Consider the following 23,818-nt stretch of genomic DNA (forward strand, 5'->3'; position numbering starts at 1 on the left):
GGGTCCGGTCGGCCGCGTGACCCGCTCTCGCTCGGATAGTCTGGCTTGTGTTCCAGGCAGGGAGTGACCGTGACAGCTGAGCCGCGTGTGCTTTCGGGGCGCTATCGCATCGACGAGCCCATCGGCCGCGGCGGAATGGCCAGTGTCTACCGTGGGTACGATCTGACGCTGGGCCGCGAGGTCGCGATCAAGGTCCTGGATCGCGAGCTGGCCGACGACAACGCCTTCCGCACCCGGTTCCGCCTCGAGGCGCAGGCGGCCTCCCGCATGGCCCACCCGACGATCGTGCGCGTCTACGACGCCGGCGAGGACTCCCTCACCACGCCCGACGGCACGCTGCGCCCGGTTCCGTTCATCGTGATGGAGCTCGTCAAGGGCCGCCTGCTCAAAGAGATCATCTCCTCCGGCCCGGTTCCGGTGACGGATGCCGTCCGCTACGTCGACGGCATCCTCGAGGCTCTCGAGTACTCGCACCGCGCGGGTGTCATCCACCGCGACATCAAGCCGGGCAATGTCATGGTGACCGACGCCGGCCAGGTGAAGGTCATGGACTTCGGCATCGCGCGCGCGGTGTCGGACGGCTCGTCCACGGTGGCCGAGACCACCCAGATCCTCGGGACCGCCGCCTACTTCTCGCCGGAACAGGCCAAGGGGGAGCCCGTCGACGCACGCGCCGACGTGTACTCCACCGGCGTGGTGCTGTACGAGCTGCTCACCGGCCGCCAGCCGTTCCGCGGCGAGTCGCCGGTCGCCGTGGCGTATCAGCACGTCAGCGAGGCGCCGGTGCCGCCCTCGGAGGTCAACGAGACCGTCCCGCGCGCCCTCGACACCGTCGCGCTCCGGGCGCTCGCGAAGGACCCGTTCCAGCGCTACCAGGACGCCGCTCGCTTCCGGGAGGCGCTGGACGCGACGGTCGACGGCCGCGAGCCGTCCAAGCGCCAGGTCGGCGCGCTCACCAGCGAGCTGTACGGTCCCAACCCGCGTCAGGCGGCCGAGACCGCCCGGTCGCTGCGCCAGCTCAGCACCGACACCACGATGAAGCGCACCCAGGCCGGCCCGCCGGTCGCGTGGATCTGGGCGGGCGTCGGGCTGCTCGCGGTGCTGCTCATCTCGCTGCTGTTCTGGGTGCTCTCGATCCAGCCGGGCGACGACATGCCCGCGAACGTGCGGGTCGTGCCGAACGTCGAGGGGATGACCTACGAGAGGGCCAACGAGGAGCTCGCCGAGAGCGATCTGCTGGCGTTCCGCGTCGACGAGGAGAACACGGCCGTCCCCGAGGGCAACGTCATCCGCACCGATCCCGAGGCCGGCACGTCGGTCGAGCCCGAGCAGCAGGTGCGGGTGTACGTCTCCAGCGGCCAGGAGATGGCGACGGTGCCCACGCTGACGGGGCTGGCGCAGGATGCCGCGATCGCGGCCCTCACCGACGCCGGTCTGGTGCTCGGCACGATCACGACGCAGAACGACGCCGGTCTCACGGCCGGCACCGTCATCTCGAGCGATCCGGCGGACGCGGCGAGCGTTCCGCAGGGCACCACGGTGAACCTCGTCGTCGCCTCAGGACGCGTCGCGATCGACGATGTGCGCGGGTACACGCTGGATGCGGCGACGCGCGAGCTGGAATCGGCGGGACTCACGGTCATCCCGGCGGAGGACCCGAACTGCCCGGGCGCCGATCCGGCGACCGTCCAGTCCCAGTCCCTCCCGCCGGGCGACGTGCCCGTGCGATCCGAGATCACCCTCACGTACTGCTCGGGGTCGTAGCGGGAGACCCGACGCCGGACGCGCGCCTACGCGCCCTGGCCGCGCGCGCCCCTGCGCGGGCTCAGCGCCGCGCCGCGGGTCGCGGCATCCGCGTATCCGACGGAGGCGAGCCAGTTGCCCAGCAGCCGGTACCCGCCGTCGGTGAGCACGCTCTCTGGGTGGAACTGCACACCGAGGAGGGGAGCGGTCCGGTGGGCGATCCCCATGATGACGCCGCTGTCGGTGCGGCTGGTCACGACGAGGTCGTCCGGGACCGTCTCGGGCACGATGGCGAGGGAGTGGTACCTGGTCGCGGTGAAGGGATCGGCGAGTCCGGCGTAGAGCGCGGAGCCGTCGTGATGGACCTGCGACGTGATGCCGTGCATGAGCTCGGGGGCGTGATCGACCCGCGCCCCGAAGGCCTCGCCGATGGCCTGGTGTCCCAGGCACACGCCGAGGAGAGGAATGCCGGCCTCCGCCGCGGCGCGGACCACGTCGATCGACGCCCCCGCGTCGGCCGGGGTCCCCGGGCCGGGCGACACCAGGACCCCGGGACGCCCGGCGATGTCGCGCGCTGGGTCGGCGATGCGGTCCGCCTCGACGAGGTCGGTCTCGGCACCGAGCTCGTGCAGGTACCCGATGAGGGTGTGGACGAAGCTGTCGTGGTTGTCGACGACCAGGATCGGCGCCGCCGGCATCGCCGAGGTCATGACCTCCGCCCGTCCGCGACGCCGGCGAGGGCGACGGTGACCTCCTGCGGGTTGACGAACTGGCTCACCCACGGGAAGACGTGGAAGAGGAGTCCGTACAGCGCCGCGGCGACGAGCACCACGAGGATCAGCACCCGCACCCACCAGGGGCCGGGAAGCACATGCCACAGCGCCGCGTACATCACGCCACCGCCTGCAGGGACGCCGGCTCGCCGGCCGTGCGCGGCGTGAACGATTCGAACACCCCGTACGCGACGATGCGCTCGGTCATCGCGAACATGGGGCTGCAGCTGGTGAGGGTGATGTAGGCAGTACCGGCGGGGACGTCCGCCGCCTGCGGCACCGGCAGCAGCACCTCCACCTCGCTCGGCGTCACGTACTGGAGGGTGCGGAACCGGTAGGTGAACCACCCCTCGGGCGTCTCGACGACGATGGCGTCGCCCAGGCGGAGCTCGGCGATGCGGTTGAACGGCTTGCCCCACGTCGTCCGGTGTGCGGCGACGGCGAAGTTCCCCGGCTGGCCGGGCATCGACGTGCCCGGGTAGTGTCCGATCCCGATGGGGTCCAGCGTGCGCGCCCGCGTCACGCCGCCGGCCACCGGCACCGCATAGTCGTCACCGAACCGCGGAATGCGCATGACCGCGAAGGTCTCGGCGTCGGCGGGTTCGGCGAGGACCGGGGGAGCGGCCGTGACGGGGACGGCGGGTTCGGAGGCGGGCTCCTCGGTCTCATCGGTCGCAGCGGGGGCCGGCGGTGCGGGCACGCCCCCCTCCTTCGCCCACTCCTGCGACAGCGAGGAGCCCGTGGCGTTGCGCTCGGCACCGTAGATCATGTCGCCGACCCACAGCTGCCACACGACGTAGAGCAGCACGATGACGCCCGCGGTGATGAGGAGCTCGCCGATGACGCCCACGACAGACGGGCGCCGCGCCGGGCGCGCACTCGACCCCGCGACGCGGCCGGAGGCTGCCACCGCTTCATCCACAGGGGGATTCTCGCACGCACGGGTTCACACCGACGGCCAGGCTAGACTTCTCTGCATGGCACGACCCGGCAAAGACGACGACCCGCTCGTCGAGCGCGCAGAAGGCGAAGCCGCACCCAACCCGGTGTGGTTCAAGCCGATTATGATCGGACTGATGCTCATCGGTCTCGTGTGGATCCTCGTGTTCTACCTGAGCGGAATGGCGTGGCCCATTCCCGGCATCGGTGCGTGGAACCTGGTGATCGGCTTCGGCATCGCCTTCATCGGCTTCCTCATGACGACACGCTGGCGCTAGCGCGTAGCCAGCAGCAGCCCCGGTCTCTGACGACCGGGGCTTTTCCGTGTGCGGATGCCGTCCGCCGTGGCATCCGACGGTTGTTAACAACCCTGTTAACAGGTGTGGAATTACACAGGTGTGATTCTCCCCACCTGTGGATGAACCTGTGGATAAGTCCACCCGGCCGCCCGGCCGTGCAGGCTACAGGAGGATCAGCGAGGGGAAGACGACGGGCACGAACAGCAGTGCGACGAGCCCTGCGCCGACGACGACGAGCAGGCCGATCTGCAGGCCGCGCTGACGCACCGCACGCGTGCGCGTGAAGATGAACGCCACGAGCAGGCCCACCAGAAGGCCGCCGATGTGCGCCTGCCACGAGACGTTGAAGCCGGGGATGAACCCGATGACCAGGTTGACGCCCAGCACGATCGCGATCCCCGCGATGTTCGCGCCGATGTGGCGGCCGATCACCAGCAGCGCGCCGAACAGGCCGAAGATCGCTCCGGATGCCCCGACCACCGGTGTCGTGAACGACAGCAGCGTGACCGCCACGGAGCCGCCGAGCGTGCTGAGGACATAGAGGGTGAGGAAGCGCCAGCGACCGAGCAGGGGCTCGAGGCTGCGGCCGATCATCCACAGCGCCAGCATGTTGAGGCCGACGTGCCAGAACCCGGAGTGCACGAGCGAGACGGTGACGAGCCGCCACGGCTGGAATTCACCGTTGAACTGCGGGTAGAGCGCGGGGGCCCAGTAGAGGAGCGCGCCCTGCACCGCGTCGCCGACGCCGCCGGGGATCAGCGACAGCAGGAAGACGAACGCGGTCAGCGCGATGATCGTGTAGGTGACGACCGGCTGCCCGGCAGACGCAGACAGCGCCCGCGGGCGAGACCACCGACGCTCGGCCTTGCGCTGCGCAGGGGACTGCGCCTTCTGCTGGTCGCGCAGGCACTCCGGGCAGATCACGCCGACGGCGGCGGTGGTCTGGCACTCCGGACAGATCGTGCGCAGGCACCGCTGACAGAGCACGAAGCTCTGGCGATCGGGGTGCCGGTAGCAGAAGTTCTCGCGGTTGCGGCTGAGGTCGTCGGTGGTCACGCGCTGCGGTCAGACCGTGGCGACGTCGATCGACTCGATCACGACGGGCTCCACCGGACGGTCGCCGGCAGCGGTCGGGACCTCGCTGATGGCGTCGACGACGGCCTTCGACGCGTCGTCGGCGACCTCGCCGAAGATCGTGTGCTTGCCCTGCAGCCACTCCGGGCCGCGGCCGCCCTGACCGGGAACCGTGATGAAGAACTGCGAGCCGTTGGTGCCCTCGGGCTGGCCGGTGATGGCGTTGCGGCGAAGACCGGCGTTGGCCATGGCGAGCTTGTACGGCGCGGTGAAGGTGAGCTCGCCGTTGATCTCGTCGTTGAAGTTGTAGCCGGGACCGCCGACGCCCTGACCCAGCGGGTCGCCGCCCTGGATCATGAAGCCCGAGATGATGCGGTGGAAGATGACGTCCTTGTACAGGGGGCCCTCGCCGGGCTTGCCCGTCGCGGGGTGCGTCCACGCCTGCGAGCCGTCGGACAGGCCGATGAAGTTCTGCACCGTGCGCGGCGCGTGGTCGCCGAACAGGTTGACGACGATGTCGCCGTGGTTGGTGTGGATCGTTGCGACTGCGGTGTGAAGCGGCATTCATACATTGTCTCAGAGTTCCCTGCAACCCCTGCCGTCCGGGCGGAGGTCTGGCAAGATGAAGGAGACCGACATCCCCAAAGGGAGGGCACCGTGAGCCTCAGCCGCAAGCGCAAGAAGGAACTCGTGAAGCTGCAGAAGCAGGCCAGCAACCTGTGGGAGACGCAGCAGGTCCTGGTCGGAGAGGCGGCATCCATGGCCCGCGAGGCCAGCCGCCAGCTCGGCAACTACGGTCGCGAGCAGGTCAAGCCGCAGGTCCAGGCCAACTACGACCGCTACGCCGCGCCGTATGTCGACAAGGGCAAGAAGGTCGTCAACAGCACGATCATCCCCGCCGCCGGTGCCGTCATGGGCTCTGCGATGTCGGTGTGGGATGCCGCGAACGACACGCGCGAGCGTCTGGCGGGCGGGCGCGGCCTCGATCTCAAGGCATCGTTCCGCAAGGCGGCTCCCGAGCCCGTCAAGAAGGGCATCGGCGCCGGCGGCTGGATCGCCATCGTCCTGGGCGTCGCCGCGGCTGTCGGTGTGCTGTACGCGGCATGGCAGACGCTGCGTGCCGACGACGAGCTGTGGGTCGCGGACGACCCGCTGCGCGCGCCGGATGCCTGAGTCCGCGACCGACGAGAGTTCCACCGGCACCGACCGCGTCCGCGCGGCCGCTGCCGCGCGCGGTCTGGCGATCGAGATCCGCGAACGCCCCGCGGCGACCAGCCTCCCGGAGGCGGCCGCCATCCTCGGCATCCCGCCGTCGGGGATCGTGAAGACGCTCGTGGTCAAGCGCAGCGACGACACGTTCCTGTTCGCGCTGATCCCGGGGGACCGCGCGATCTCGTGGCCGAAGCTGCGCGCCGTCGTGGGGGTGAACAAGCTCCAGTTGCCCGACCCGGCGCGCGCCCTGGCCGCGACCGGCTACGAGCGCGGCACCATCGTGCCGCTCGGCAGCACGCACGACTGGCCGGTCTACGCCGACAGCGCGATCGTGGGTGAGCGCATCGCGATGGGCGCCGGCGCGCATGGTTACAGCATGTTCGTGGACGCCGACGATCTCATCGCCGCGTACGGGGCAACGGTCGCCGACATCTCGCAGCCGATCGACTGACGGCTCGAAGCGCCGCGCCGCTCGACCGGGCGGCCGCGTCCCCGCCGGGCCTCAGCGTTTCCGGGGCAGTTCGATGCCGGCCATCTCGATCGCGATGTCGACGAGCTTCACGCGTTGGAGGCCTCTGACATCCGAGAGTGGGAACCACTCCGCCCGGTCGGTCGAGCCGTCCTGCTCGTGGCGCAGGCGTCCGCCGGTGACACGAGCGCGGTAGACGATGCGGAGGGTATGCAGCGGTGCCTCGGCCTGCGGCGTCAGCCGGCGCCCCGGCGGGATGACGCGGGAGTGGATGCCGAGCAGCCGCTCGATCGCGACCCGGTAGCCGGTCTCCTCCCGCACCTCGCGGCGCGCCGCCCGCTCGGGGTCCTCGCCGGGCTCCAGCCCGCCGCCCGGCATCGTCCACGCTGACCGGCGTCCTTCGTTCCAGTGGGCGAGCAGGATCCGGTCATCGTCATCGACGATCACCGCGTAGGCAGCGACGCGGAGGTCCATGATTCACCCTAACCGCGGGGCGGTCGTGAGAACGAAGAAGCCGGCCCTGGTCGGGACCGGCTTCGTGTGGAGGTGCATCTTCTGTGGAGCCTAGGAGATTCGAACTCCTGACATCCTGCTTGCAAAGCAGGCGCTCTACCAACTGAGCTAAGGCCCCGGGGCTTACGGTGGGGCTACCAGGACTTGAACCTGGGACCTCTTCATTATCAGTGAAGCGCTCTAACCGCCTGAGCTATAGCCCCGTCGTCGCGGCGCTTGCGCCCCGCAACCTCCAAGACTTTACCCGACGGATGGCGATTTCACGAATCGGGCTGGTTGACTGGTGCCGTGACCACGAACGCGCACCCGGACGAGCCCCACGGCGCAGGAGTGGGGCAGCGACTGAACTGGTTGCGCGCGGGCGTCCTCGGCGCCAATGACGGCATCGTCTCGGTCGCGGCGCTCGTCGTCGGCGTCGCCGGCGCGACCACCGACACCGGCGCTCTCTTCACCGCCGGCATCGCCGGGCTCGTCGCCGGCGCGATCTCGATGGCGCTCGGCGAGTACGTGTCGGTCAGCAGTCAACGGGACTCCGAGCGCGCCCTCATCGCCAAGGAGCGCGGTGAACTGCGCGACATGCCCGAGGCCGAGCTGGACGAGCTGACCGGGCTGTACCGGGCCCGCGGCCTCTCGGACGCGACCGCCCGCCAGGTCGCCGAGGAGCTCACCGCGCACGACGCGCTGTCGGCACACCTGGAGGTCGAGCTGCACATCGACCAGGAGGACCTCGCCAACCCGTGGCACGCCGCGATCTCGTCGGCGATCGCGTTCACGCTCGGCGCTCTGCTGCCGCTCTTGGCGATCCTGCTTCCGCCGCCGGAATGGCGGGTGCCCGTGACCTTCGTCGCGGTGCTGCTCGCCCTCGCCGCCACGGGCACGCTGTCGGCGGTCCTGGGCGGCGCGCCGCGCCTGCGCGCGGCCGCCCGGCTCGTCATCGGCGGCGCGCTGGCGCTCGCGGTGACGTGGATCATCGGCACACTGCTGGGCACGGCCGTCGTCTGACCCGCGAACGCGAAGCGCCGGCACCCGGATCGGATGCCGGCGCTCGGACGTAACGGTCAGTTGGAGGTGAACCCGACCAGCAGGCCGCCGGTCACCTTGACCGCGAGGTTGTAGATGCCCGCGATGACGGCGCCGAGGACGGTGACGACGACGAGGTTGAGGATCGCCACGACGGCCGAGAAGGCCAGCACCTGCGGGAAGCTCACGAAGTGCGACAGCAGGATGCTGCCGTCGGAGAAGCTCGAGAAGAACTCGTCCGCCTTCGCGATGAGGCCGGTGGTCTGCACCACCAGGAACACCATCACGAACGCCACGACGGTGACCACGGCGATCGCGATGGCGGCGAGGAAGGACAGCTTCACGGCCGACCAGAAGTCGATGTACACCAGGCGCAGGCGGACCTGCTTGGCGCTCGTCTTGTGGCTGGATTTCTTGGCGAGCTTGTCGGCTACTGTGCTCATGAGTCGGTGCTCTCTTCGGGGGTCTCGGGCGAGGCATCCGTCCCGGCGGGGACCTCGGGTGACGGGGCCTCTTCGGCGCCGTCGGCGGCTGCGTCGTCTGGTTCTTCGGCCAGGCCCCGTTCGCCGTTGCGTGCGATCGCGAGGATGCGATCGGCTTCGTCGGAGCGGGCGAACACGACTCCCATCGTGTCTCGACCCTTGGCGGGGACCTCGGCCACGGCAGAGCGTACCACCTTGCCGCTGGCAAGAACCACCAAGACCTCGTCGTCCTCCGAGACGATCAGACCGCCCGCGAGATCGCCGCGATCCTCGCTCAGCTTGGCCACCTTGATGCCCAGTCCGCCCCGGTTCTGCACCCGATACTGGTCCACCGAGGTCCGCTTCGCGTAGCCGCCCTCGGTGACCACGAAGACGAATCCCTCGTCGCTGGCGACGGATGCCGACAGCAGGCTGTCGCCCGCCCGGAAGTCCATGCCCTTCACGCCCGAGGTCGAGCGGCCCATGGGCCGCAGCGCCGAGTCGGTGGCGGAGAAGCGCAGCGACATGCCGTGCCGGCTGATGAGGAGGATGTCGTCGCCCTCGTCGACCAGCAGCGCGCTGACGACCTCGTCGTCGGGACCCGCGTCGGCGTCGCCGGTCTCGTCGGGCACCTGACCGCGGAGCCTGATCGCGATGATGCCGCCCTGGCGGTTGGTGTCGTACTCGCTGAGGCGCGTCTTCTTCACCAGGCCGTTGCGGGTCGCGAGCACGAGGTAGGTCGCCACCGAGTAGTCGCGGATGTCGAGGATCTGCGCGATCTCCTCGTCGGGCTGCAGCGCGAGGAGGTTGGCGACGTGCTGGCCCTTCGCGTCGCGACCGGCCTCCGGCACCTCGTACGCCTTCGACCGGTACACGCGACCTTTGTTCGTGAAGAACAGCAGCCAGTGGTGGGTCGTCGTGACGAAGAAGTGCTCGACGACGTCGTCGGCGCGCAACTGGGCGCCCTTGACGCCCTTGCCGCCGCGGTGCTGCGACCGGTAGTTGTCGCTGCGAGTGCGCTTGATGTAGCCGTCGCGCGTGACGGTGACCACCATCTCCTCTTCGGGGATGAGGTCCTCCACCGACATGTCGCCGTCGTAGCCGGGCAGGATGTGGGTGCGGCGCTCGTCGCCGAACTTCTCCACGATGCTGGTCAGCTCGTCGCGCACGATCGAGCGCTGGCGCGCCGGCTTGACGAGGATGTCGTTGAGATCGGCGATCTTCGCCTCGAGGTCGGTCGCCTCGTCGACGATCTTCTGACGCTCGAGGGCTGCCAGGCGGCGCAGCTGCATCTGCAGGATCGCGTCGGCCTGGATGTCGTCGATCTCCAGCAGCGACTTCAGTCCCTCGCGCGCGTCGTCCACGGTCGGCGACCGGCGGATGAGCGCGATGACCTCGTCGAGGGCGTCGAGCGCCTTGAGGTAGCCGCGCAGGATGTGCATGCGCTTCTCGGCCTCGCGGAGCCGGTAGGTCGTGCGACGCACGATGACGTCGATCTGGTGCTCGATCCAGTACGACACGAAGCCGTCGAGCGGGAGAGTACGCGGCACGCCGTCGACGATCGCGAGCATGTTCGCGCCGAAGTTCTCCTGCAGCTGCGTGTGCTTGTACAGGTTGTTCAGCACGACCTTGGCGACCGCATCCCGCTTGAGCACCACCACGAGGCGCTGCCCGGTGCGGTCACTGGTCTCATCGCGGATGTCGGCGATCCCGGTGATCTTGCCCTCGCGGGCCAGATCGCCGATCTTCACCGCGAGGTTGTCGGGGTTGACCTGGTACGGCAGCTCGGTGATGACGAGGCAGGTGCGACCCTGGATCTCCTCGATGGAGACGACCGCACGCATGGTGATCGAGCCGCGCCCGGTGCGGTAGGCCTCGCGGATGCCCTTCGTGCCGAGGATCTGCGCACCCGTCGGGAAGTCGGGGCCGGGGATGCGCTCCATGAGCGCCTCGAGCAGCTCCTCGCGCTTGGCCTCCGGGTTGTCCAGCGCCCACAGCGCACCCGCCGACACCTCGCGGAGATTGTGCGGCGGGATGTTGGTCGCCATGCCGACCGCGATGCCGACCGAGCCGTTGACCAGCAGGTTGGGGAAGCGCGCCGGCAGGACGGACGGCTCCTGGGTCTGGCCGTCGTAGTTGTCCTGGAAGTCGACGGTCTCTTCTTCGATGTCGCGCACCATCTCGAGCGCGAGCTGAGCCATCTTCGTCTCGGTGTACCGCGGGGCCGCGGCGCCCATGTTGCCGGGCGAGCCGAAGTTGCCCTGGCCCTGGGCCAGCGGGTAGCGCATCGACCATGGCTGCACGAGGCGTACGAGCGCGTCGTAGATCGCCGTGTCGCCGTGCGGGTGGTACTGGCCCATCACCTCGCCGACGACGCGCGCGCACTTCGAGAACGACTTGTCGGGGCGGAAGCCGCCGTCGTACATGCCGTACAGGACGCGCCGGTGCACGGGCTTGAGGCCGTCGCGCACGTCGGGCAGCGCGCGGCCGATGATGACCGCCATCGCGTAGTCGAGGTAGCTGCGCTGCATCTCCAGCTGCAGGTCGACCTGGTCGATACGGCCGTGCTCGTGTTCGGCGTTCGGGTCGGGACGCTCTTCGTCTGCCATGTGTGTCTTTCGTGTTCTCCGTGAACCGGTGCGTGGACCTGTCCGCGGCTCAGATGTCGAGGAAGCGGACGTCCTTGGCGTTGCGCTGGATGAACGTGCGGCGGGATTCGACGTCCTCGCCCATCAGCACCGAGAAGATCTCGTCGGCGGCCGCCGCGTCGTCGATGGTCACCTGGCGGAGCGTCCGCGTGCGGTGGTCCATCGTCGTCTCCCACAGCTCCTTGGCGTTCATCTCGCCGAGGCCCTTGTAGCGCTGGATGCCGGAATCCTTGGGGATCCGCTTGCCGCCTGCCAGTCCGTCCTCCAGCAGCGCGTCGCGCTCCTTGTCGGAGTACACGTACTCATGCGCGGAGTTCGACCACTTCAGGCGGTACAGCGGGGGCATGGCGAGGTAGACGAAGCCGGCCTCGATGAGTCCGCGCATGTACCGGAACAGCAGCGTGAGCAGCAGCGTGGTGATGTGCTGGCCGTCGACGTCGGCATCCGCCATCAGCACGATCTTGTGATACCGCGCCTTGCCGATGTCGAAGTCCTCGCCGATGCCCGTGCCGAAGGCCTGGATCATCGCCTGGACCTCTTTGTTGGACAGCGCCTTGTCGAGGCGGGCCCGCTCGACGTTGAGGATCTTGCCGCGCAGCGCCAGGATCGCCTGCGTGTGCGGGTCGCGGCCCTGCACCGCCGAGCCGCCCGCCGAGTCTCCCTCGACGAGGAAGATCTCGCTGATCGACGGGTCCTTGCTGGTGCAGTCCTTGAGCTTGTCGGGCATCGCGGCCGACTCGAACACGCTCTTGCGGCGGGCGGTCTCGCGCGCCTTGCGTGCGGCGAGGCGGGCGGAGGCCGCGTCGATCGCCTTGCGGATGACGTTCTTGGCCTGCGTCGGGTTGCGGTCGAACCAGTCGCCGAGCTTGTCGCCGACGACCTTCTGGACGAACGCCTTCGCCTCGGTGTTGCCGAGCTTCGTCTTGGTCTGCCCTTCGAACTGCGGCTCGGAGAGCTTCACCGAGATGACGGCCGTGAGCCCCTCGCGGATGTCCTCGCCGGTGAGGTTCTCGTCCTTCTCCTTGAGCATGTTCTGCCCGCGGGCGTATCGGTTGACCAGCGTCGTGAGGGCGGCGCGGAACCCCTCCTCGTGGGTTCCGCCCTCGTGCGTGTTGATCGTGTTGGCGAAGGTGAACACGTTCTCGGTGTAGCTCGTCGTCCACTGCATGGCCAGCTCGATCGAGATGTGGCGCACGGTGTCCTCGGACTCGACCTCGATGATCTCGTCGTTGACGACGTCCGCGTGGCGCACCTTGTTGAGGTGCTCCACGTAGTCCACGAGACCCCGCTCGTAGAGGAAGTCGTCGTGGCGGGGCTGCGGCTCGCTCATCCCGTCGGCCGGGTCGTCGTCGGGCATGAGCGCCTGCGGCCGCTCGTCGCGCAGGCTGATCCGCAGTCCCTTGTTGAGGAACGCCATCTGCTGGAAGCGCGTGCGCAGGGTGTCGTAGTCGAACTCGACGGTGTCGAAGATGCCGGGGTCGGGCCAGAACGTGATGATCGTCCCGGTCTCGGTGCTCTCCTCGCCTCTCTCCAGCGGCGCCTGCGGCTGCCCGCCGTCGCGGTACGACTGCCGCCACACGTGGCCCTCGCGCCTGACCTCGACCTCGAGGCGGGTCGACAGCGCGTTGACGACGGAGGAGCCCACGCCGTGGAGGCCGCCCGAGACCGCGTAGCCGCCGCCGCCGAACTTGCCGCCGGCGTGGAGGACGGTGAGGACCACCTCGACGGTCGACTTGCCCTCGGTGCGGTGCATGCCGACCGGGATGCCGCGGCCGTTGTCGATGACGCGGACGGCGCCGTCCTCGAGGATCGTGACGCTGATCGCGTCGCAGTAGCCGGCGAGCGCCTCGTCGACCGAGTTGTCGACGATCTCGTAGACCAGGTGGTGCAGACCGCGTTCGCCGGTGGACCCGATGTACATGCCGGGTCGCTTGCGGACGGCTTCGAGGCCCTCCAGGACCTGGATGGCATCTGCCCCGTATTCGCTGGGAGCCCGGTCGGGCGTTTCGGGTTCCTCGGAAACGTTGTCGGGGTTGTCAGACGTCATCTTCGCGATGGCTCCAAATCCTTCGGAGGGGACCCCGACAGTCTATCGGGTAACGCCTCGATCACGACGCTCTACGCCCGTATGAGCGCATGAAATCCTTCCGGACGGCTCCTGACGTGGTTCAGCCGTAGGTATCGCGCGGACCCCGCCCTGGAATCGTTCTGGGACCCCATTTCCAGGAGGGGACGTCCGGCCCGATGAAGCGGACTGCGTCGACCCCGGCCTCGGGGAACCGCCGGACGATCTCCGAGAGGATGTGCGCGCGCATCAGCTGGAGCTGCTTCGCCCACGCCGTCGAGTCCGCCTGGACCGTCAGCGTTCCCCCCGAGAATGCGACCGGGCGGGTGTGCCGAGCAGTGTCCTCACCGGCGACCTCGGCCCAGGCGCGCACCACGTCCTCACGGGCGAGCTGGGCATCCCACCCCGCTTCGCGCGTGAGATCGGAGAGCACGTCGCCCACTCCGCGCGGGTCGCGGCCGGGAGCGAACGGCAGGTTCTCGTCGTCCTCGGTGCGCCGGCGGCGCTTGCGGTACGAACGCGCCGACGGCTCGAGGCCGCGCAGGCGCAGGTAGGTCGCGATGGTCTCGGGCAGCGCCGCGCGGTCGGCCCCCGCGCCGGATTCCGGGCCCGTCGACGGGTCAGGCATCGGCCCGCTCCTCGTCCACGCGCCCGATGATCCGGCCCGCCTCCACGCGCACCATCCGGGCGCGGAGGTTCTCGGGGACGTCTCCTTCGACGGCCGCGGTGACGACGACCTGCTCGTATCCGGCGGCCAGGTGGGCCAGACGCGCGCGGCGATCGGCGTCGAGCTCGGCGAACACGTCGTCGAGGATGAGCACCGGGTCGCCGAGCTGCGAGTCCGCTCGCAGGAGCTCGGCCGAGGCGAGGCGCAGCGACAGCGCCACCGACCAGGACTCGCCGTGCGACGCGTAGCCCTTCACCGGCAGGCCGCGGATCCGCAGCAGCAGGTCGTCACGATGCGGGCCGACGAGCGTGAGCCCGCGCTCGAGCTCGGACGTTCGCCGGGCCGCGAGCGCCAGCCGGAAGAGCTCGGCGATGCGTGCGGTCGAGGCATCCGGAGCCGGTCCTGCGCCGGAGGCGCCCGACGCCGGTGCGGGCGATCCGTCGGCGTCCTCACCCGTGTCGGCGCCCGCGACCGACAGCGCCCATTCGATCTCGGGGTTGTGGTCGGCGCCGGCGATCGCGGTGTACGCGGCCGCGAGGGGCGTCGCGAGGTCGGCGGCCAGCGCCAGCCGCGCGGCGATCAGTTGAGTGCCGAGGGAGACGAGCTTGTCGTCCCACACGTCGAGCGTGGACAGGGCGTCGCCGCGGATTCCGCGCGCTCTGGCGGACTTGAGCAGCGCCGTGCGCTGCTTGAGGACCCGGTCGTAGTCCGAGATCACGCCGGCCATGCGCGGCGCGCGCTGCACGAGGAGCTGGTCGGCGAAGCGACGCCGGGCCGACGGGTCGCCGCGGACGATCTGCAGATCCTCGGGCGCGAACAGCACGACCTGCGCGTAGCGCGGGAGCTCGGCCGGCTTCACCGTCGAGCCGTTGACCCGAGCCTTGTTGGAGCCCTGCCGGTTGATCTGCGCCTCCAGCTGCACGCGCCGATCGCCGTGAGCCAGCCGGGCGCGGATGATCGCGGCATCCGCGCCGTCGCGCACCATGGGCGCGTCGTTCGAGACGCGATGCGAGCCCAGCGTCGCGAAGAACCCGATCGCTTCGGCGAGGTTCGTCTTGCCCTGGCCGTTGCGGCCGACGAAGACGTTCGGACCCGGCCCGAGCTCGACGTCGGCTGCCGCATAGTTGCGGAAGTCGACCAGACTCAGGTGCTCCACGATCACCGGACAAGCCTAGTGAGCGCCGCCGACGCCCGGTCCCCGGCCGCCCGGCGGCCGCCGGGTCACCGCAGGAGCAGGTTCGGCTGCAGCAGATAGCGGAACGAGTCCGAGCCTGCCCGGTCGACCGAGGTCTGCGGCGTGATCAGCACGGGGCTGAGCTTGTTCGCGTTCTCGCTCGACGTGAACGTGATGCGGACGAACTCGCTCTTGACCGCGCCGAGCGACTCCAGCAGGTACTGGGGGTTGAGGCCGAGCGTCACGTCGTCGCCGCCCTGCAGCGTGGCGTCGACCGACTCCGTCGCACGGGCCTGCTCGGTGCCCGAGGCATCCATCGACACGCTGTCGGCCGTGAACGTGAACCGCAGCGGGGCCGAACGGTCCAGCACGAGCGACACGCGGCGCACCGCCTCGGCGAGCTCGGCCGTGTTGACCACCGCGTGGTGATCGGTCTGCTCGGGGAAGAGGCGCCGCACCGGCGGGAAGTTGCCCTTGATCAGCAGCGAGGTCACCGTCTTGTTGCCGGCGGTGAAGGCGATGATCTCGCGGTCGCCCGACCCCGAGAACGCGATCGAGATGTCGCCGCCGTGCGCGAACGTCTTGCCGACCTCGGTGAGCGTGCGGGCGGGGACGAGCGCCGTCGTCGCCTCGTCACTCGCGGTGGAGCCGCCGTCCCACGGAATCTCGCGCAGCGCGACGCGGTAGCGGTCGGTGGCGACGAGGCTGAGGCTGGTGCCCGACACCTCCAGCTGCACACCGGTCAGCACCGGGGTGACGTCGTCGCGGGACGCCGCGAAGGCGACCTGCGAGATCGCGGTGGCGAAGTCCTCCGACGGCACGAGACCCGAGTCGCCCGAGACCTCCGGGATCGCGGGGTACTCCTGCACCGGCATGGATGCGAGCGTGAAGCGCGCCGACCCGCATGTCAGCAGGATGCCGCCGTCCTGATCGACCTCGATCTGGATGGGGGCGTTCGGCAGGCGGCTGGCGATGTCCGACAGCAGGCGGCCGTGCACCAGGATCGTGCCCGGCTCGTCGACGGTGGCCTCGATGGTCGTGCGTGCGGAGGCCTCGTAATCGAACGCCGCGAGCGAGAGACCCGCATCGGATGCCTCGATCAGCACGCCCGCCAGGATCGGCTGGGGGTTGCGCTGCGGCAGAAGCTTGACGACGAACGACACGGCTTCGCTGAACACATCGCGATTGACGTGGAACTTCACGAACGCTCCCTCTGCAGCGGACCCGCAGGCTACGGGCTCGGGGTACTCATGCTAGTGCCAGCACCGACGATTGCCAGTCCGGGTCTGTCCGAGCCCTTGTCCACCGTGAAGGTCATCGGACGGGATTCATCAGAGAGATTTCTTGTCATGGTGTTAACGGCTGTGGAAACTGTGGAGAACGTCCGACTCGCCAGTCGGCACAGGGAAACCACAAGAGTGTGAGTTGTGGAGCGGCTGCGGACGGACTTCGGGACGACGGATGCCGCGGCCGCCGGCATCCCCCATTCATCCACAGGCATCCCACCGGTGTGCACAGGCGTTTCCGCAGGCTTCGAGAGTTATCCACAGGTTTTCCACACTGTGAAGAACCGGATGATCGCGCTCCCTCGGCCCCGATGTCAAGAACTTCTTCCGGCATATGCGCAAGCGGGCCCCCGACTGCGCATCGGGGGCCCGCTTCGCGGCTGGGAGGGGTCGTCAGCGGCCGTTCCGACCGAGCTGAGCGGTGATCTCCGTGACCTGGTTGTAGATCGAGCGGCGCTCCTTCATGAGCTCGCTGATCTTCTTGTAGGCGTACATCACGGTGGTGTGGTCGCGGTTGCCGAACAGCTGCCCGATCTTCGGCAGCGACAGGCTCGTGCGCTCACGGCACAGATACATCGCGATCTGGCGGGCCTGCGCGACCTGCTGCGAGCGGCTCGAGCCGTAGAGGTCGTCGACGGTGAGCTTGAAGTACGCGGCGGTCGCCGTGATGATGTCGGTCGGCGAGACCACGTTCGCGTCGTCCTGGTCGACGATGTCCCGCAGCACGGTCTGGGCGAGCGACATGTCGAGTGTGGAGCGGTTGAGGCTCGCGAACGCCGACACGCGGATCAGGGCGCCCTCGAGCTCGCGGATGTTGCTGGAGACGACGGTGGCGATGTACTCCAGCACTTCGTCGGGGATGTGCAGCCGCTCGGACTGCGCCTTCTTGCGGAGGATCGCGATGCGCGTCTCGAGGTCGGGTGCCTGCACGTCGGTGATGAGACCCCACTCGAAACGGCTGCGCATGCGGTCCTCGAACCCGGTCAGGTGCTTCGGCGGGACGTCGCTCGTGATCACGACCTGCTTGTCGTGGTCGTGCAGCTGGTTGAACGTGTGGAAGAAGGCCTCCTGCGTCTCGGCGCGGCCCTGCAGGAACTGGATGTCGTCGATCAGCAGGATGTCGACATCGCGGTACCGGGCCTGGAACGCCGAGCCGCGGTTGTTGGCGATCGAGTTGATGAAGTCGTTGGTGAACTCCTCGCTCGACACGTACCTCACGCGGATTCCGGCATAGAGGCTGAGCGCGTAGTCGCCGATGGCGTGCAGGAGGTGCGTCTTGCCCAGTCCGGAGTCCCCGTAGATGAAGAGCGGGTTGTACGCCTTCGCGGGAGCCTCGGCCACCGCGACCGCCGCGGCATGCGCGAAGCGGTTGGACTGGCCGATGACGAAGTTGTCGAACGTGTACTTCGGGTTGAGCCGGGTGTCATTGCGGGAGGTGGATGCCGCGTCCGCCGGCTCCTCGAGCGGTGGGCGTCCCACCTGCGGCGCAGCCGGCTGCGGCGAGATGACGCTGGACTGAAGCGGGATCGGCGCGGTCAGGTGCGCGTCAGCGAGGTCGGGATTGACGACGACCCGGAAGTTCGACGCCGGGTCCTGGACATCCTCGGCCACGCGGGTCAGCGCCTCGAGGATCGGCGCCCGCATGCGCTTGGTGAACTGCGCCGCGGTGAGGTCGTTCGGCACGTCGAGATAGAGGGTGCCGCCCATGACGCCCTGCGGCACGGCCAGGCTGATGAAGCCATGCAGCTGCGGGGTGATGCGATCGTCTCGCACGAGTTCGTCCAGGACGGCGGTCCAGACAGGAACATCTGGAACTTCGTGCGATGACATGGCCCCCCCGGGTTGTTGACGATTCCACCCGATGCCGCGGAAACGTCGGTCCGAGCCTGTGGATAACTGCCGGAGCCACGCTAGTCAGCGGGCGTCCCGTGAGCAAACTCCACTGTAGATCCGGCCTGCGTGTCGGTGCCAGGGTCCAGCCGTCACCGGGGGCATAATGACACGTTCCCCTCTCGGTTTGAGTTCTCGGGCGTCTCGACGTAGCCTTGATCGGTTGACTTATGCCCTCGTGGCAGTCGCCCCTGTACACCCGTCCCCGGTCTCGAGCGTCCCGGTGACACCTGATCGGAAGTAGTTCCTCATGAGCAAGCGCACCTTCCAGCCCAACAACCGCCGCCGCGCCAAGAAGCACGGCTTCCGCGCCCGCATGCGCACGCGCGCCGGTCGCGGCATCCTTTCGGCTCGTCGCGCCAAGGGGCGCACCGAGCTCTCGGCCTGAGCCGAGCGGTGCTCGCGAGGCCGAACCGACTCACCCGCGGAGCGGATTACAAGGCCGTCGTCCGTAGGGGTCGTCGGTGTGCCGGAGCGCACACCGTCACCTATGTCAGCCGCGTCGTGACCGATGGTCCGGCGCGGTTCGGCTTCATCGTCAGCCGCCAGGTCGGCGGCGCCGTGATGCGCAACACCGTCCGGCGTCGACTGAAGGCACTGTGCTTCGAGTCCCTCGGCTCGGTGGCCCCCGGAAGCGACGTCGTGATCCGCGCCCTGCCGAGTGCGGCGTCGGCGTCGTTCGCCGAGCTGCGCACCGACGTGACGAAGTGTCTCCCGCGGAGCGCCGCCGCATGAGCGTGCTCCCGGCCTATGCACTCGGAGACGCCCGGTTCGAGGCATCCGATTCCCTGCGCAGCATCCCGCTGCTCCCCCGCAACGCGGTCCTCGCGCTGCTCCACGGCTACCGCGCCACGATCTCGCACACCTACGGCGACGTCTGCAAGTACTACCCGTCGTGTTCGGCGTACGCCGTCGGCGCGGTGCAGCAGCACGGCGCGGTCGTCGGGTCGGCCATGACTGCCGCCCGCATCGCGCGCTGCCACCCGTGGGCGGCCGGCGGCGTCGATGACGTGCCCCCGCACAAGAACTTCCGGCACGCGCTGACCCCTCACGGGTTCGTCGTGCCCGCCCCCACCGGAAAGGACTGATCCGCCGCATGGATCTCTTGCTGGCCTCCACCCCCGCGCCCGAACAGACCGGCGGAGGATTCGACCTGTTCGGGATCATCCTGTGGCCGCTGAAGTGGGCGGTCGAGGCCGTGCTGGTCTTCTGGCACTGGCTGTTCACCGCGATCGGTCTTCCGCCGGCAGACGGCATCACGTGGGTGCTGTCGATCGTCGGCCTCGTGATCGTCGTCCGCTCGGCGATGATCCCGCTGTTCGTGCGGCAGATCAAGAGCCAGCGAAAGATGATGGAAATCGCTCCTGAACTGCGAAAAGTTCAAGAGAAGTACAAGGGCAAGCGTGATCAGCTCTCCCGCGAGGCGATGAGCCGCGAGACGATGGCGCTGTACAAGAAGCACGGCACCACGCCCGTCTCCTCGTGCCTGCCGCTGCTCGTCCAGATGCCGGTGTTCTTCGCGCTGTTCAGCGTGCTCAACGACGTGACCCGCCACTACAACGACGGCGTCGGCGGTGTCGGGCTGCTCAACGCCGAGCTCACCGCGGAGTTCTACAACGCGAAGCTCTTCGGCGTCGCCTCGCTGCACGAGACGCTCATCGACGCGATCAACACCGGCAACACCCCCGCGATCCTCATCCTGCTCACGCTCGTCGTGCTGATGATCGTCTCGCAGTTCTTCACGCAGCTGCAGATCATCTCGAAGAACCTGTCCCCCGAGGCCAAGACCGGCCAGGCGTACCAGATGCAGAAGATCATGCTGTACGTCCTGCCCTTCGCCTTCGTCTTCTCGGGTGTCTTCTTCCCGCTGGGTGTCGTCATCTACTGGTTCGTGTCGAACCTGTGGACGATGGGCCAGCAGTTCCTGGTCATCCGTGAGATGCCCACGCCCGGATCGGACGCGGCCAAGGAGCGCGAGGAGCGCCTCGCTCGCAAGGGCAAGGCGATCGACGCGTCGGGCAAGGTCGTGCCGATGGAGAAGTACCAGGCCGAGCAGCAGCGTCTGTTCGAAGAGGCCGAGCGCGCCAAGGCCGCGGCGCCCAAGCGTCAGCAGCCCGTCAGCAAGCAGCGCGCGAAGAAGCAGGCGCAGAAGCAGCCGGGTGCCAAGCCGGGCGGCGGCAAGCCGGCGGATGAGACGGATGCCGGTGCCCCCGGCCCGCGTCCGGCATCCTGAGTCCCCTTTCGACCCGCTCCCCCGAGGAATCCCGTCATGACCACGTCTCCTGACTTCGCCGCTACCGACGCTCGCGACGAGCGCGTTCCGGCGACCGTCGCCCAGCTCGAGGAGGAAGGCGACATCGCCGCCGACTTCATCGAGGGCCTGCTCGACATCGCCGACATCGACGGCGACCTGGATCTCGACGTCCGCGCCGGGCGGGCGTACGTGTCGGTGGAGGCGCCCGCCGGCGGCTCGGTGGCGCTCATCGCGGCACCCGACACCGTGCAGGCCCTTCAGGAGTTGACGCGGATCGCCGTGCAGAGCCGCACCGGGCGGTTCTCGCGGCTGATCCTCGATGTCGGCGGGTCCCGCGACGCGCGGCAGCACGAGCTCGCGACGCTCGTCGACCGTGCGATCGCCCGACTGGATGAGGGCGCGTCGCAGGCTTCGCTTCCGGCGATGTCGAGCTACGAGCGCAAGGTGGTCCACGACATCGTCGCCGAGCGCGGTTTCGTCTCCGAGTCGTACGGCGAGGGCGCCGATCGTCACACCGTGATCCGGCGCGGCTGAGCGCCGACGTTTCACGTGAAACACTGCCCGGCCCTGTCGGAGTGACCATGATCGAGATCGAGCAAGAGCCCGCCGCAGCTGCCGAGATCTTCGGCGACCGGATCGAGGTCGCACGGCGTTTCACGGAGGCGCTCGGCCGTCACGGCGAGGAGCGCGGGCTCATCGGTCCGCTCGAACCGCCGCGCCTGTGGTCCAGGCACATCCTCAACAGCGCCGTCATCGCTCCCCTGTTCCACGGGCGCGTCGGCGACGTCGGCTCCGGCGCCGGGCTGCCCGGTCTGGTGCTGGCGATCGCTCGCCCCGACGTGGAGTGGGTGCTGATCGAGCCGATGGAACGCCGCGTCGCGTGGCTGTCGGAGCAGGTCGAGGCGCTGAGGCTCGAGAACGTCGAGGTGCTGCGCGCTCGCGCCGAGGACTGGAAGCGCGGTCCGGTGCTGGACGCTGTCACCGCACGTGCGGTAAGCGCGCTGCGCACTCTGGTGCCGATCACCGCTCCCCTGGTGCGTAACGGTGGCGAACTGATCCTCCTCAAGGGCACGAGCGCCGCGAACGAGATCGAGGCCGCTGACAAACAGCTCCGCAAGTTCAGGCTGACGAACGCCCGCGTCGAGATCGTGGGCGAGGGCCTTCTCCCCGAGCCCTCCCGGGTGATCCGAGCCACCGTCCGCTGACCGTAGCTCCGCGGTACGTTTCACGTGAAACATCGCCCGTCGTCCGCGCCGGTCGTCCAGTAGCGCGCCCCGGCGACCGCATCTCCCCGCATTCTCATTCCCCGCCGGTCGAGTAGCGAGGCTCGAGCGTATCGAGACCCGCGTCCGGCCCTCGCCGGTCGAGTAGCGAGGCACGAGCGTATCGAGACCCGGGTCGCCCCCGTTCACCTGCCGGTCGAGTAGCGAGGTACGAGCGTATCGAGACTCACGTCGCCCCCGTTCACTTGCCGGTCGAGTAGCGAGGTACGAGCGTATCGAGACCCGCGTCCGGCCCTCGCCGGCCGAGTAGCGAGGTACGAGCGCATCGAGACCCGCGTCGCCCCCGTTCACTTGCCGGTCGAGTAGCGAGGTACGAGCGTATCGAGACCTACTGGCCACGGACCGCACAACCTTCTGATCGCGCCCGTCGACCACCGAGGCCCGCGCTATCGATACCTGTGCCGATCTTCCGGTCCCGCACTCGGACCTCACCGCGCCCGAGCCTTCTGCGCCGCCGAGCTCCATGCACTCCCGGTCCGCATCGCGCGGTCTCAGCGGATGTGGTGCCGCAGCTTCAGTTCTACCCCCGCACTCGCGGGCCGAGTATCGAGGCACGAGCGCATCGAGGCCTGTCCACAGTCCGCGGTGGGCCGAGGAGGAGTTCGTTTGTACGGCTCGTAGTACGTGCATACCGCTCGCTTCAGCGCTGCGACACCCTGCACTCGCCGGTCGAGTAGCGAGGAACGAGCGTATCGAGACCACCACCTGTTCCTCGGCGAGTCACCGACTCGAGGACCGCATACTTGGGGCTGGCCGTTGCCTGTCACTGTCGACCGCGTGAGATTCTGCAAAGAGCGGTTGTCGCGCCCGCGGGCTGATTGCGCCCTATCCTCGAGTGCACTCAAAGCCCTTTGCTCGCCCAAACCATGCGCCTGGGAGTGGCGGCGACGAGGGCGACGTTTCACGTGAAACATCACGTAGCTTCACGCGGGGGCAATAGCGAGAGGAGAGCCATCGGGCCGGGCCGTTTCACGTGAAACATAGCCGCGGTGCTTCAGTCGGCGTCCGGTAGCCATGCGACCGGCGCGACTCGAAACGCGCCGACTTCTTGGGGGAAGCCGTCGTGCGCGCGACTGATCCCCACCGGGACGGCGCTGACTCAGCGCCGGGGATGCAAGGTGTGGTGGGAGAGTCTGACAGCCTCTTCGCGACGGGGGCGGATGGCATCCTGGACCGCGTCGCCGCTCCTCCCCAGCACGGAGCCGCCCGCGTTGACTCCACAGCCCATACGACGCGAGCCGTCGTCTCGAGCCAAGTCGCAACGATAGCCCGATGGCCTACATGTACATGCTCCAATGCGCCGACGGCTCCCTCTACGTGGGGAGCACCCTGAACCTCGAACACCGAATCGCGCAGCACAACGAGAGTGAAGGGGCTGAATACACCAAGACGCGTCTCCCTGTGCAGCTGCTCTACTTCGAACAGTTCGATCGGGTCGACGACGCCTACCGACGTGAGAAGCAGGTGCAGGGGTGGAGCCGAGCCAAGCGCATCGCGTTGGCCACCGGGCACCTGGAGTCGCTACCGGCGCTCAGCAAGAAGCGGTTCGTGGACACATCTGACGGCTGAGTGCGGACGCGCAGTGAGTTGTTTCACGTGAAACATCGCCATCGAGAACACGACTCCGATCTTCCACCCCGCCGGTCGAGTAGCGAGGTACGAGCGTATCGAGACCACGCCCCGGGTGTCCCGGCTCCCCCTGACCGATCGGGAGGTTTCGGCACACGTGGTCGCCCTGCAGATGCAGAGGGGCCAGCTCGGCGCCGTGTTGCCGCACGGAGAGGACGGGATCCGCTCCGGTCTCGATACATTCCTCCGCTGCTCGACCGGTCGGGCGCGGATCTTGAGAGGGCTACGGTCCCGGCCGGCTGATTCCTCCGGTTGGTGTGGCTTGTGGCCCACGACGTGGTGATGCCGAAGGCGTCGACCGGCGGGATGGAGCGTCGGGGTCTCGATACGCTGGTTCTTCGCTACTCGACCGGCGGTTCCGGGCATGGTCTGCACCATTCCGGGGTCGGGGGGTCTCGATACGCTCGTTCCTCGCTACT

General features: G+C 68.7%; 25 protein-coding genes and 2 tRNA genes. 12 read left to right on the top strand and 15 right to left on the bottom strand.

Annotation, left to right across the window (positions count from 1 at the left end; genetic code table 11):
* Nucleotides 1–69: 69 nt before the first annotated feature.
* Complete coding sequence (pknB, locus tag ACZBH1_RS06130; protein WP_336393993.1) at nt 70–1,764, top strand: Stk1 family PASTA domain-containing Ser/Thr kinase; 1,695 nt, start codon at nt 70–72, stop codon at nt 1,762–1,764.
* 26 nt (nt 1,765–1,790) lie between these two features.
* Here pknB and ACZBH1_RS06135 read toward each other — a convergent pair whose 3' ends face one another.
* From ACZBH1_RS06135 to ACZBH1_RS06145, 3 genes are read right to left on the bottom strand one after another with little or no spacing between them, the layout of a single operon-like run.
* A complete protein-coding gene (locus ACZBH1_RS06135; protein ID WP_463646662.1) occupies nt 1,791–2,441 on the bottom strand; it encodes an anthranilate synthase component II in 651 nt (216 codons plus the stop codon).
* 8 nt (nt 2,442–2,449) lie between these two features.
* Nucleotides 2,450–2,635 (bottom strand): hypothetical protein, encoded by a 186-nt coding sequence (locus ACZBH1_RS06140; protein ID WP_336395025.1) that lies wholly within the window; start codon nt 2,633–2,635, stop codon nt 2,450–2,452.
* Nucleotides 2,635–3,438 carry a class E sortase gene (locus tag ACZBH1_RS06145; protein ID WP_463645823.1) on the bottom strand — a complete coding sequence of 268 codons (804 nt, stop codon included), beginning with the start codon at nt 3,436–3,438 and terminating at the stop codon, nt 2,635–2,637. Before ACZBH1_RS06145 ends, ACZBH1_RS06140 begins: the two co-directional genes overlap by 1 nt.
* Before the next feature lie 55 nt (nt 3,439–3,493).
* Here ACZBH1_RS06145 and ACZBH1_RS06150 point away from each other — a divergent pair, with 55 nt between their 5' ends.
* Entirely contained in the window at nt 3,494–3,733 is a 240-nt protein-coding gene (locus tag ACZBH1_RS06150; protein ID WP_336393996.1) for a cell division protein CrgA, read from the top strand.
* A 183-nt stretch (nt 3,734–3,916) separates the two neighbouring features.
* Here ACZBH1_RS06150 and ACZBH1_RS06155 read toward each other — a convergent pair whose 3' ends face one another.
* Both ACZBH1_RS06155 and ACZBH1_RS06160 read right to left on the bottom strand, forming a co-directional pair.
* Nucleotides 3,917–4,810, bottom strand: a complete 894-nt coding sequence (locus tag ACZBH1_RS06155) for a rhomboid family intramembrane serine protease (RefSeq protein ID WP_336393997.1) — start codon at nt 4,808–4,810, stop codon at nt 3,917–3,919.
* A gap of 9 nt (nt 4,811–4,819) precedes the next feature.
* Nucleotides 4,820–5,392, bottom strand: a complete 573-nt coding sequence (locus ACZBH1_RS06160; RefSeq protein ID WP_336393998.1) for a peptidylprolyl isomerase — start codon at nt 5,390–5,392, stop codon at nt 4,820–4,822.
* 93 nt (nt 5,393–5,485) lie between these two features.
* Between ACZBH1_RS06160 and ACZBH1_RS06165 the strand changes: the two genes are divergently transcribed.
* Complete coding sequence (locus ACZBH1_RS06165; RefSeq protein ID WP_336393999.1) at nt 5,486–6,001, top strand: DNA helicase; 516 nt, start codon at nt 5,486–5,488, stop codon at nt 5,999–6,001.
* Nucleotides 5,994–6,491 carry an aminoacyl-tRNA deacylase gene (locus ACZBH1_RS06170; protein WP_463645825.1) on the top strand — a complete coding sequence of 166 codons (498 nt, stop codon included), beginning with the start codon at nt 5,994–5,996 and terminating at the stop codon, nt 6,489–6,491. Before ACZBH1_RS06165 ends, ACZBH1_RS06170 begins: the two co-directional genes overlap by 8 nt.
* A 51-nt stretch (nt 6,492–6,542) precedes the next feature.
* On the opposite strand, the gene ACZBH1_RS06175 is transcribed toward ACZBH1_RS06170, so the two are convergent.
* From ACZBH1_RS06175 to ACZBH1_RS06185, 3 genes are all read right to left on the bottom strand, one after another.
* On the bottom strand, nt 6,543–6,983 hold the full coding sequence (locus ACZBH1_RS06175) for an NUDIX hydrolase (protein ID WP_452323798.1): 441 nt from the start codon (nt 6,981–6,983) through the stop codon (nt 6,543–6,545).
* A gap of 84 nt (nt 6,984–7,067) precedes the next feature.
* Nucleotides 7,068–7,140 (bottom strand) — tRNA-Ala (locus ACZBH1_RS06180).
* An 11-nt stretch (nt 7,141–7,151) separates the two neighbouring features.
* A tRNA-Ile gene (locus tag ACZBH1_RS06185) sits at nt 7,152–7,225 on the bottom strand.
* Between the two features lie 73 nt (nt 7,226–7,298).
* Between ACZBH1_RS06185 and ACZBH1_RS06190 the strand changes: the two genes are divergently transcribed.
* Nucleotides 7,299–8,024, top strand: coding sequence for a VIT1/CCC1 transporter family protein (locus ACZBH1_RS06190; RefSeq protein WP_463645826.1), 726 nt, complete (start codon nt 7,299–7,301; stop codon nt 8,022–8,024).
* A 56-nt stretch (nt 8,025–8,080) separates the two neighbouring features.
* Here ACZBH1_RS06190 and ACZBH1_RS06195 read toward each other — a convergent pair whose 3' ends face one another.
* The 7 genes from ACZBH1_RS06195 to dnaA form a co-directional block, all read right to left on the bottom strand.
* Nucleotides 8,081–8,485 (bottom strand): DUF3566 domain-containing protein, encoded by a 405-nt coding sequence (locus ACZBH1_RS06195; RefSeq protein WP_336394003.1) that lies wholly within the window; start codon nt 8,483–8,485, stop codon nt 8,081–8,083.
* On the bottom strand, nt 8,482–11,112 hold the full coding sequence (gene gyrA, locus ACZBH1_RS06200) for a DNA gyrase subunit A (protein WP_336394004.1): 2,631 nt from the start codon (nt 11,110–11,112) through the stop codon (nt 8,482–8,484). Before gyrA ends, ACZBH1_RS06195 begins: the two co-directional genes overlap by 4 nt.
* Before the next feature lie 49 nt (nt 11,113–11,161).
* Nucleotides 11,162–13,198 (bottom strand): DNA topoisomerase (ATP-hydrolyzing) subunit B, encoded by a 2,037-nt coding sequence (gene gyrB, locus ACZBH1_RS06205; protein WP_336394005.1) that lies wholly within the window; start codon nt 13,196–13,198, stop codon nt 11,162–11,164.
* 121 nt (nt 13,199–13,319) lie between these two features.
* The gene (locus ACZBH1_RS06210) at nt 13,320–13,844 is read right to left on the bottom strand and encodes a DciA family protein (protein WP_336394006.1); all 525 of its coding nucleotides are present in this window, start codon (nt 13,842–13,844) and stop codon (nt 13,320–13,322) included.
* A complete protein-coding gene (recF, locus tag ACZBH1_RS06215; RefSeq protein WP_463645827.1) occupies nt 13,837–15,045 on the bottom strand; it encodes a DNA replication/repair protein RecF in 1,209 nt (402 codons plus the stop codon). Before recF ends, ACZBH1_RS06210 begins: the two co-directional genes overlap by 8 nt.
* Before the next feature lie 59 nt (nt 15,046–15,104).
* Nucleotides 15,105–16,259: a DNA polymerase III subunit beta gene (gene dnaN / locus ACZBH1_RS06220; RefSeq protein WP_463645828.1), complete on the bottom strand. Its 1,155-nt coding sequence runs from the start codon at nt 16,257–16,259 to the stop codon at nt 15,105–15,107.
* Between the two features lie 477 nt (nt 16,260–16,736).
* Nucleotides 16,737–18,173 (bottom strand): chromosomal replication initiator protein DnaA, encoded by a 1,437-nt coding sequence (gene dnaA / locus ACZBH1_RS06225; RefSeq protein ID WP_452323796.1) that lies wholly within the window; start codon nt 18,171–18,173, stop codon nt 16,737–16,739.
* A 310-nt stretch (nt 18,174–18,483) separates the two neighbouring features.
* On the opposite strand from dnaA, the gene rpmH reads away from it, so the two are divergent.
* The 7 genes from rpmH to ACZBH1_RS06260 all read left to right on the top strand — a co-directional run bounded on the left by rpmH (nt 18,484) and on the right by ACZBH1_RS06260 (nt 23,339).
* A complete protein-coding gene (gene rpmH / locus ACZBH1_RS06230; protein ID WP_055952712.1) occupies nt 18,484–18,621 on the top strand; it encodes a 50S ribosomal protein L34 in 138 nt (45 codons plus the stop codon).
* Nucleotides 18,622–18,629: 8 nt separating this feature from the next.
* Nucleotides 18,630–18,968, top strand: a complete 339-nt coding sequence (gene rnpA, locus ACZBH1_RS06235; RefSeq protein WP_336394010.1) for a ribonuclease P protein component — start codon at nt 18,630–18,632, stop codon at nt 18,966–18,968.
* Nucleotides 18,965–19,321: a membrane protein insertion efficiency factor YidD gene (gene yidD / locus ACZBH1_RS06240; RefSeq protein WP_336394011.1), complete on the top strand. Its 357-nt coding sequence runs from the start codon at nt 18,965–18,967 to the stop codon at nt 19,319–19,321. Before rnpA ends, yidD begins: the two co-directional genes overlap by 4 nt.
* An 8-nt stretch (nt 19,322–19,329) precedes the next feature.
* Nucleotides 19,330–20,466 (top strand): membrane protein insertase YidC, encoded by a 1,137-nt coding sequence (gene yidC / locus ACZBH1_RS06245; RefSeq protein ID WP_336394012.1) that lies wholly within the window; start codon nt 19,330–19,332, stop codon nt 20,464–20,466.
* A gap of 36 nt (nt 20,467–20,502) precedes the next feature.
* Entirely contained in the window at nt 20,503–21,021 is a 519-nt protein-coding gene (locus tag ACZBH1_RS06250; RefSeq protein WP_378879297.1) for a Jag family protein, read from the top strand.
* A 47-nt stretch (nt 21,022–21,068) separates the two neighbouring features.
* Entirely contained in the window at nt 21,069–21,692 is a 624-nt protein-coding gene (gene rsmG / locus ACZBH1_RS06255) for a 16S rRNA (guanine(527)-N(7))-methyltransferase RsmG (RefSeq protein ID WP_463645829.1), read from the top strand.
* Nucleotides 21,693–23,042: 1,350 nt separating this feature from the next.
* On the top strand, nt 23,043–23,339 hold the full coding sequence (locus tag ACZBH1_RS06260; RefSeq protein WP_452323794.1) for a GIY-YIG nuclease family protein: 297 nt from the start codon (nt 23,043–23,045) through the stop codon (nt 23,337–23,339).
* Nucleotides 23,340–23,818 lie beyond the last annotated feature (479 nt).

The sequence above is a fragment of the Microbacterium sp. ZXT2-5 genome (assembly GCF_055329545.1).

Excerpts from the sequence above, each read along its gene's own strand:
- ACZBH1_RS06170 (WP_463645825.1), top strand. The coding sequence starts at position 5,994 with ATGCCTGAGTCCGCGACCGACGAGAGTTCCACCGGCACCGACCGCGTC.
- ACZBH1_RS06260 (WP_452323794.1), top strand. The coding sequence starts at position 23,043 with ATGGCCTACATGTACATGCTCCAATGCGCCGACGGCTCCCTCTACGTG.
- yidD (WP_336394011.1), top strand. The coding sequence starts at position 18,965 with ATGAGCGTGCTCCCGGCCTATGCACTCGGAGACGCCCGGTTCGAGGCA.
- ACZBH1_RS06210 (WP_336394006.1), bottom strand. The coding sequence starts at position 13,844 with ATGCCTGACCCGTCGACGGGCCCGGAATCCGGCGCGGGGGCCGACCGC.
- rsmG (WP_463645829.1), top strand. The coding sequence starts at position 21,069 with ATGATCGAGATCGAGCAAGAGCCCGCCGCAGCTGCCGAGATCTTCGGC.
- ACZBH1_RS06195 (WP_336394003.1), bottom strand. The coding sequence starts at position 8,485 with ATGAGCACAGTAGCCGACAAGCTCGCCAAGAAATCCAGCCACAAGACG.
- gyrB (WP_336394005.1), bottom strand. The coding sequence starts at position 13,198 with ATGACGTCTGACAACCCCGACAACGTTTCCGAGGAACCCGAAACGCCC.
- ACZBH1_RS06135 (WP_463646662.1), bottom strand. The coding sequence starts at position 2,441 with ATGCCGGCGGCGCCGATCCTGGTCGTCGACAACCACGACAGCTTCGTC.
- ACZBH1_RS06250 (WP_378879297.1), top strand. The coding sequence starts at position 20,503 with ATGACCACGTCTCCTGACTTCGCCGCTACCGACGCTCGCGACGAGCGC.
- ACZBH1_RS06140 (WP_336395025.1), bottom strand. The coding sequence starts at position 2,635 with ATGTACGCGGCGCTGTGGCATGTGCTTCCCGGCCCCTGGTGGGTGCGG.
- dnaA (WP_452323796.1), bottom strand. The coding sequence starts at position 18,173 with ATGTCATCGCACGAAGTTCCAGATGTTCCTGTCTGGACCGCCGTCCTG.
- gyrA (WP_336394004.1), bottom strand. The coding sequence starts at position 11,112 with ATGGCAGACGAAGAGCGTCCCGACCCGAACGCCGAACACGAGCACGGC.
- rpmH (WP_055952712.1), top strand. The coding sequence starts at position 18,484 with ATGAGCAAGCGCACCTTCCAGCCCAACAACCGCCGCCGCGCCAAGAAG.
- yidC (WP_336394012.1), top strand. The coding sequence starts at position 19,330 with ATGGATCTCTTGCTGGCCTCCACCCCCGCGCCCGAACAGACCGGCGGA.
- ACZBH1_RS06150 (WP_336393996.1), top strand. The coding sequence starts at position 3,494 with ATGGCACGACCCGGCAAAGACGACGACCCGCTCGTCGAGCGCGCAGAA.
- ACZBH1_RS06175 (WP_452323798.1), bottom strand. The coding sequence starts at position 6,983 with ATGGACCTCCGCGTCGCTGCCTACGCGGTGATCGTCGATGACGATGAC.
- ACZBH1_RS06160 (WP_336393998.1), bottom strand. The coding sequence starts at position 5,392 with ATGCCGCTTCACACCGCAGTCGCAACGATCCACACCAACCACGGCGAC.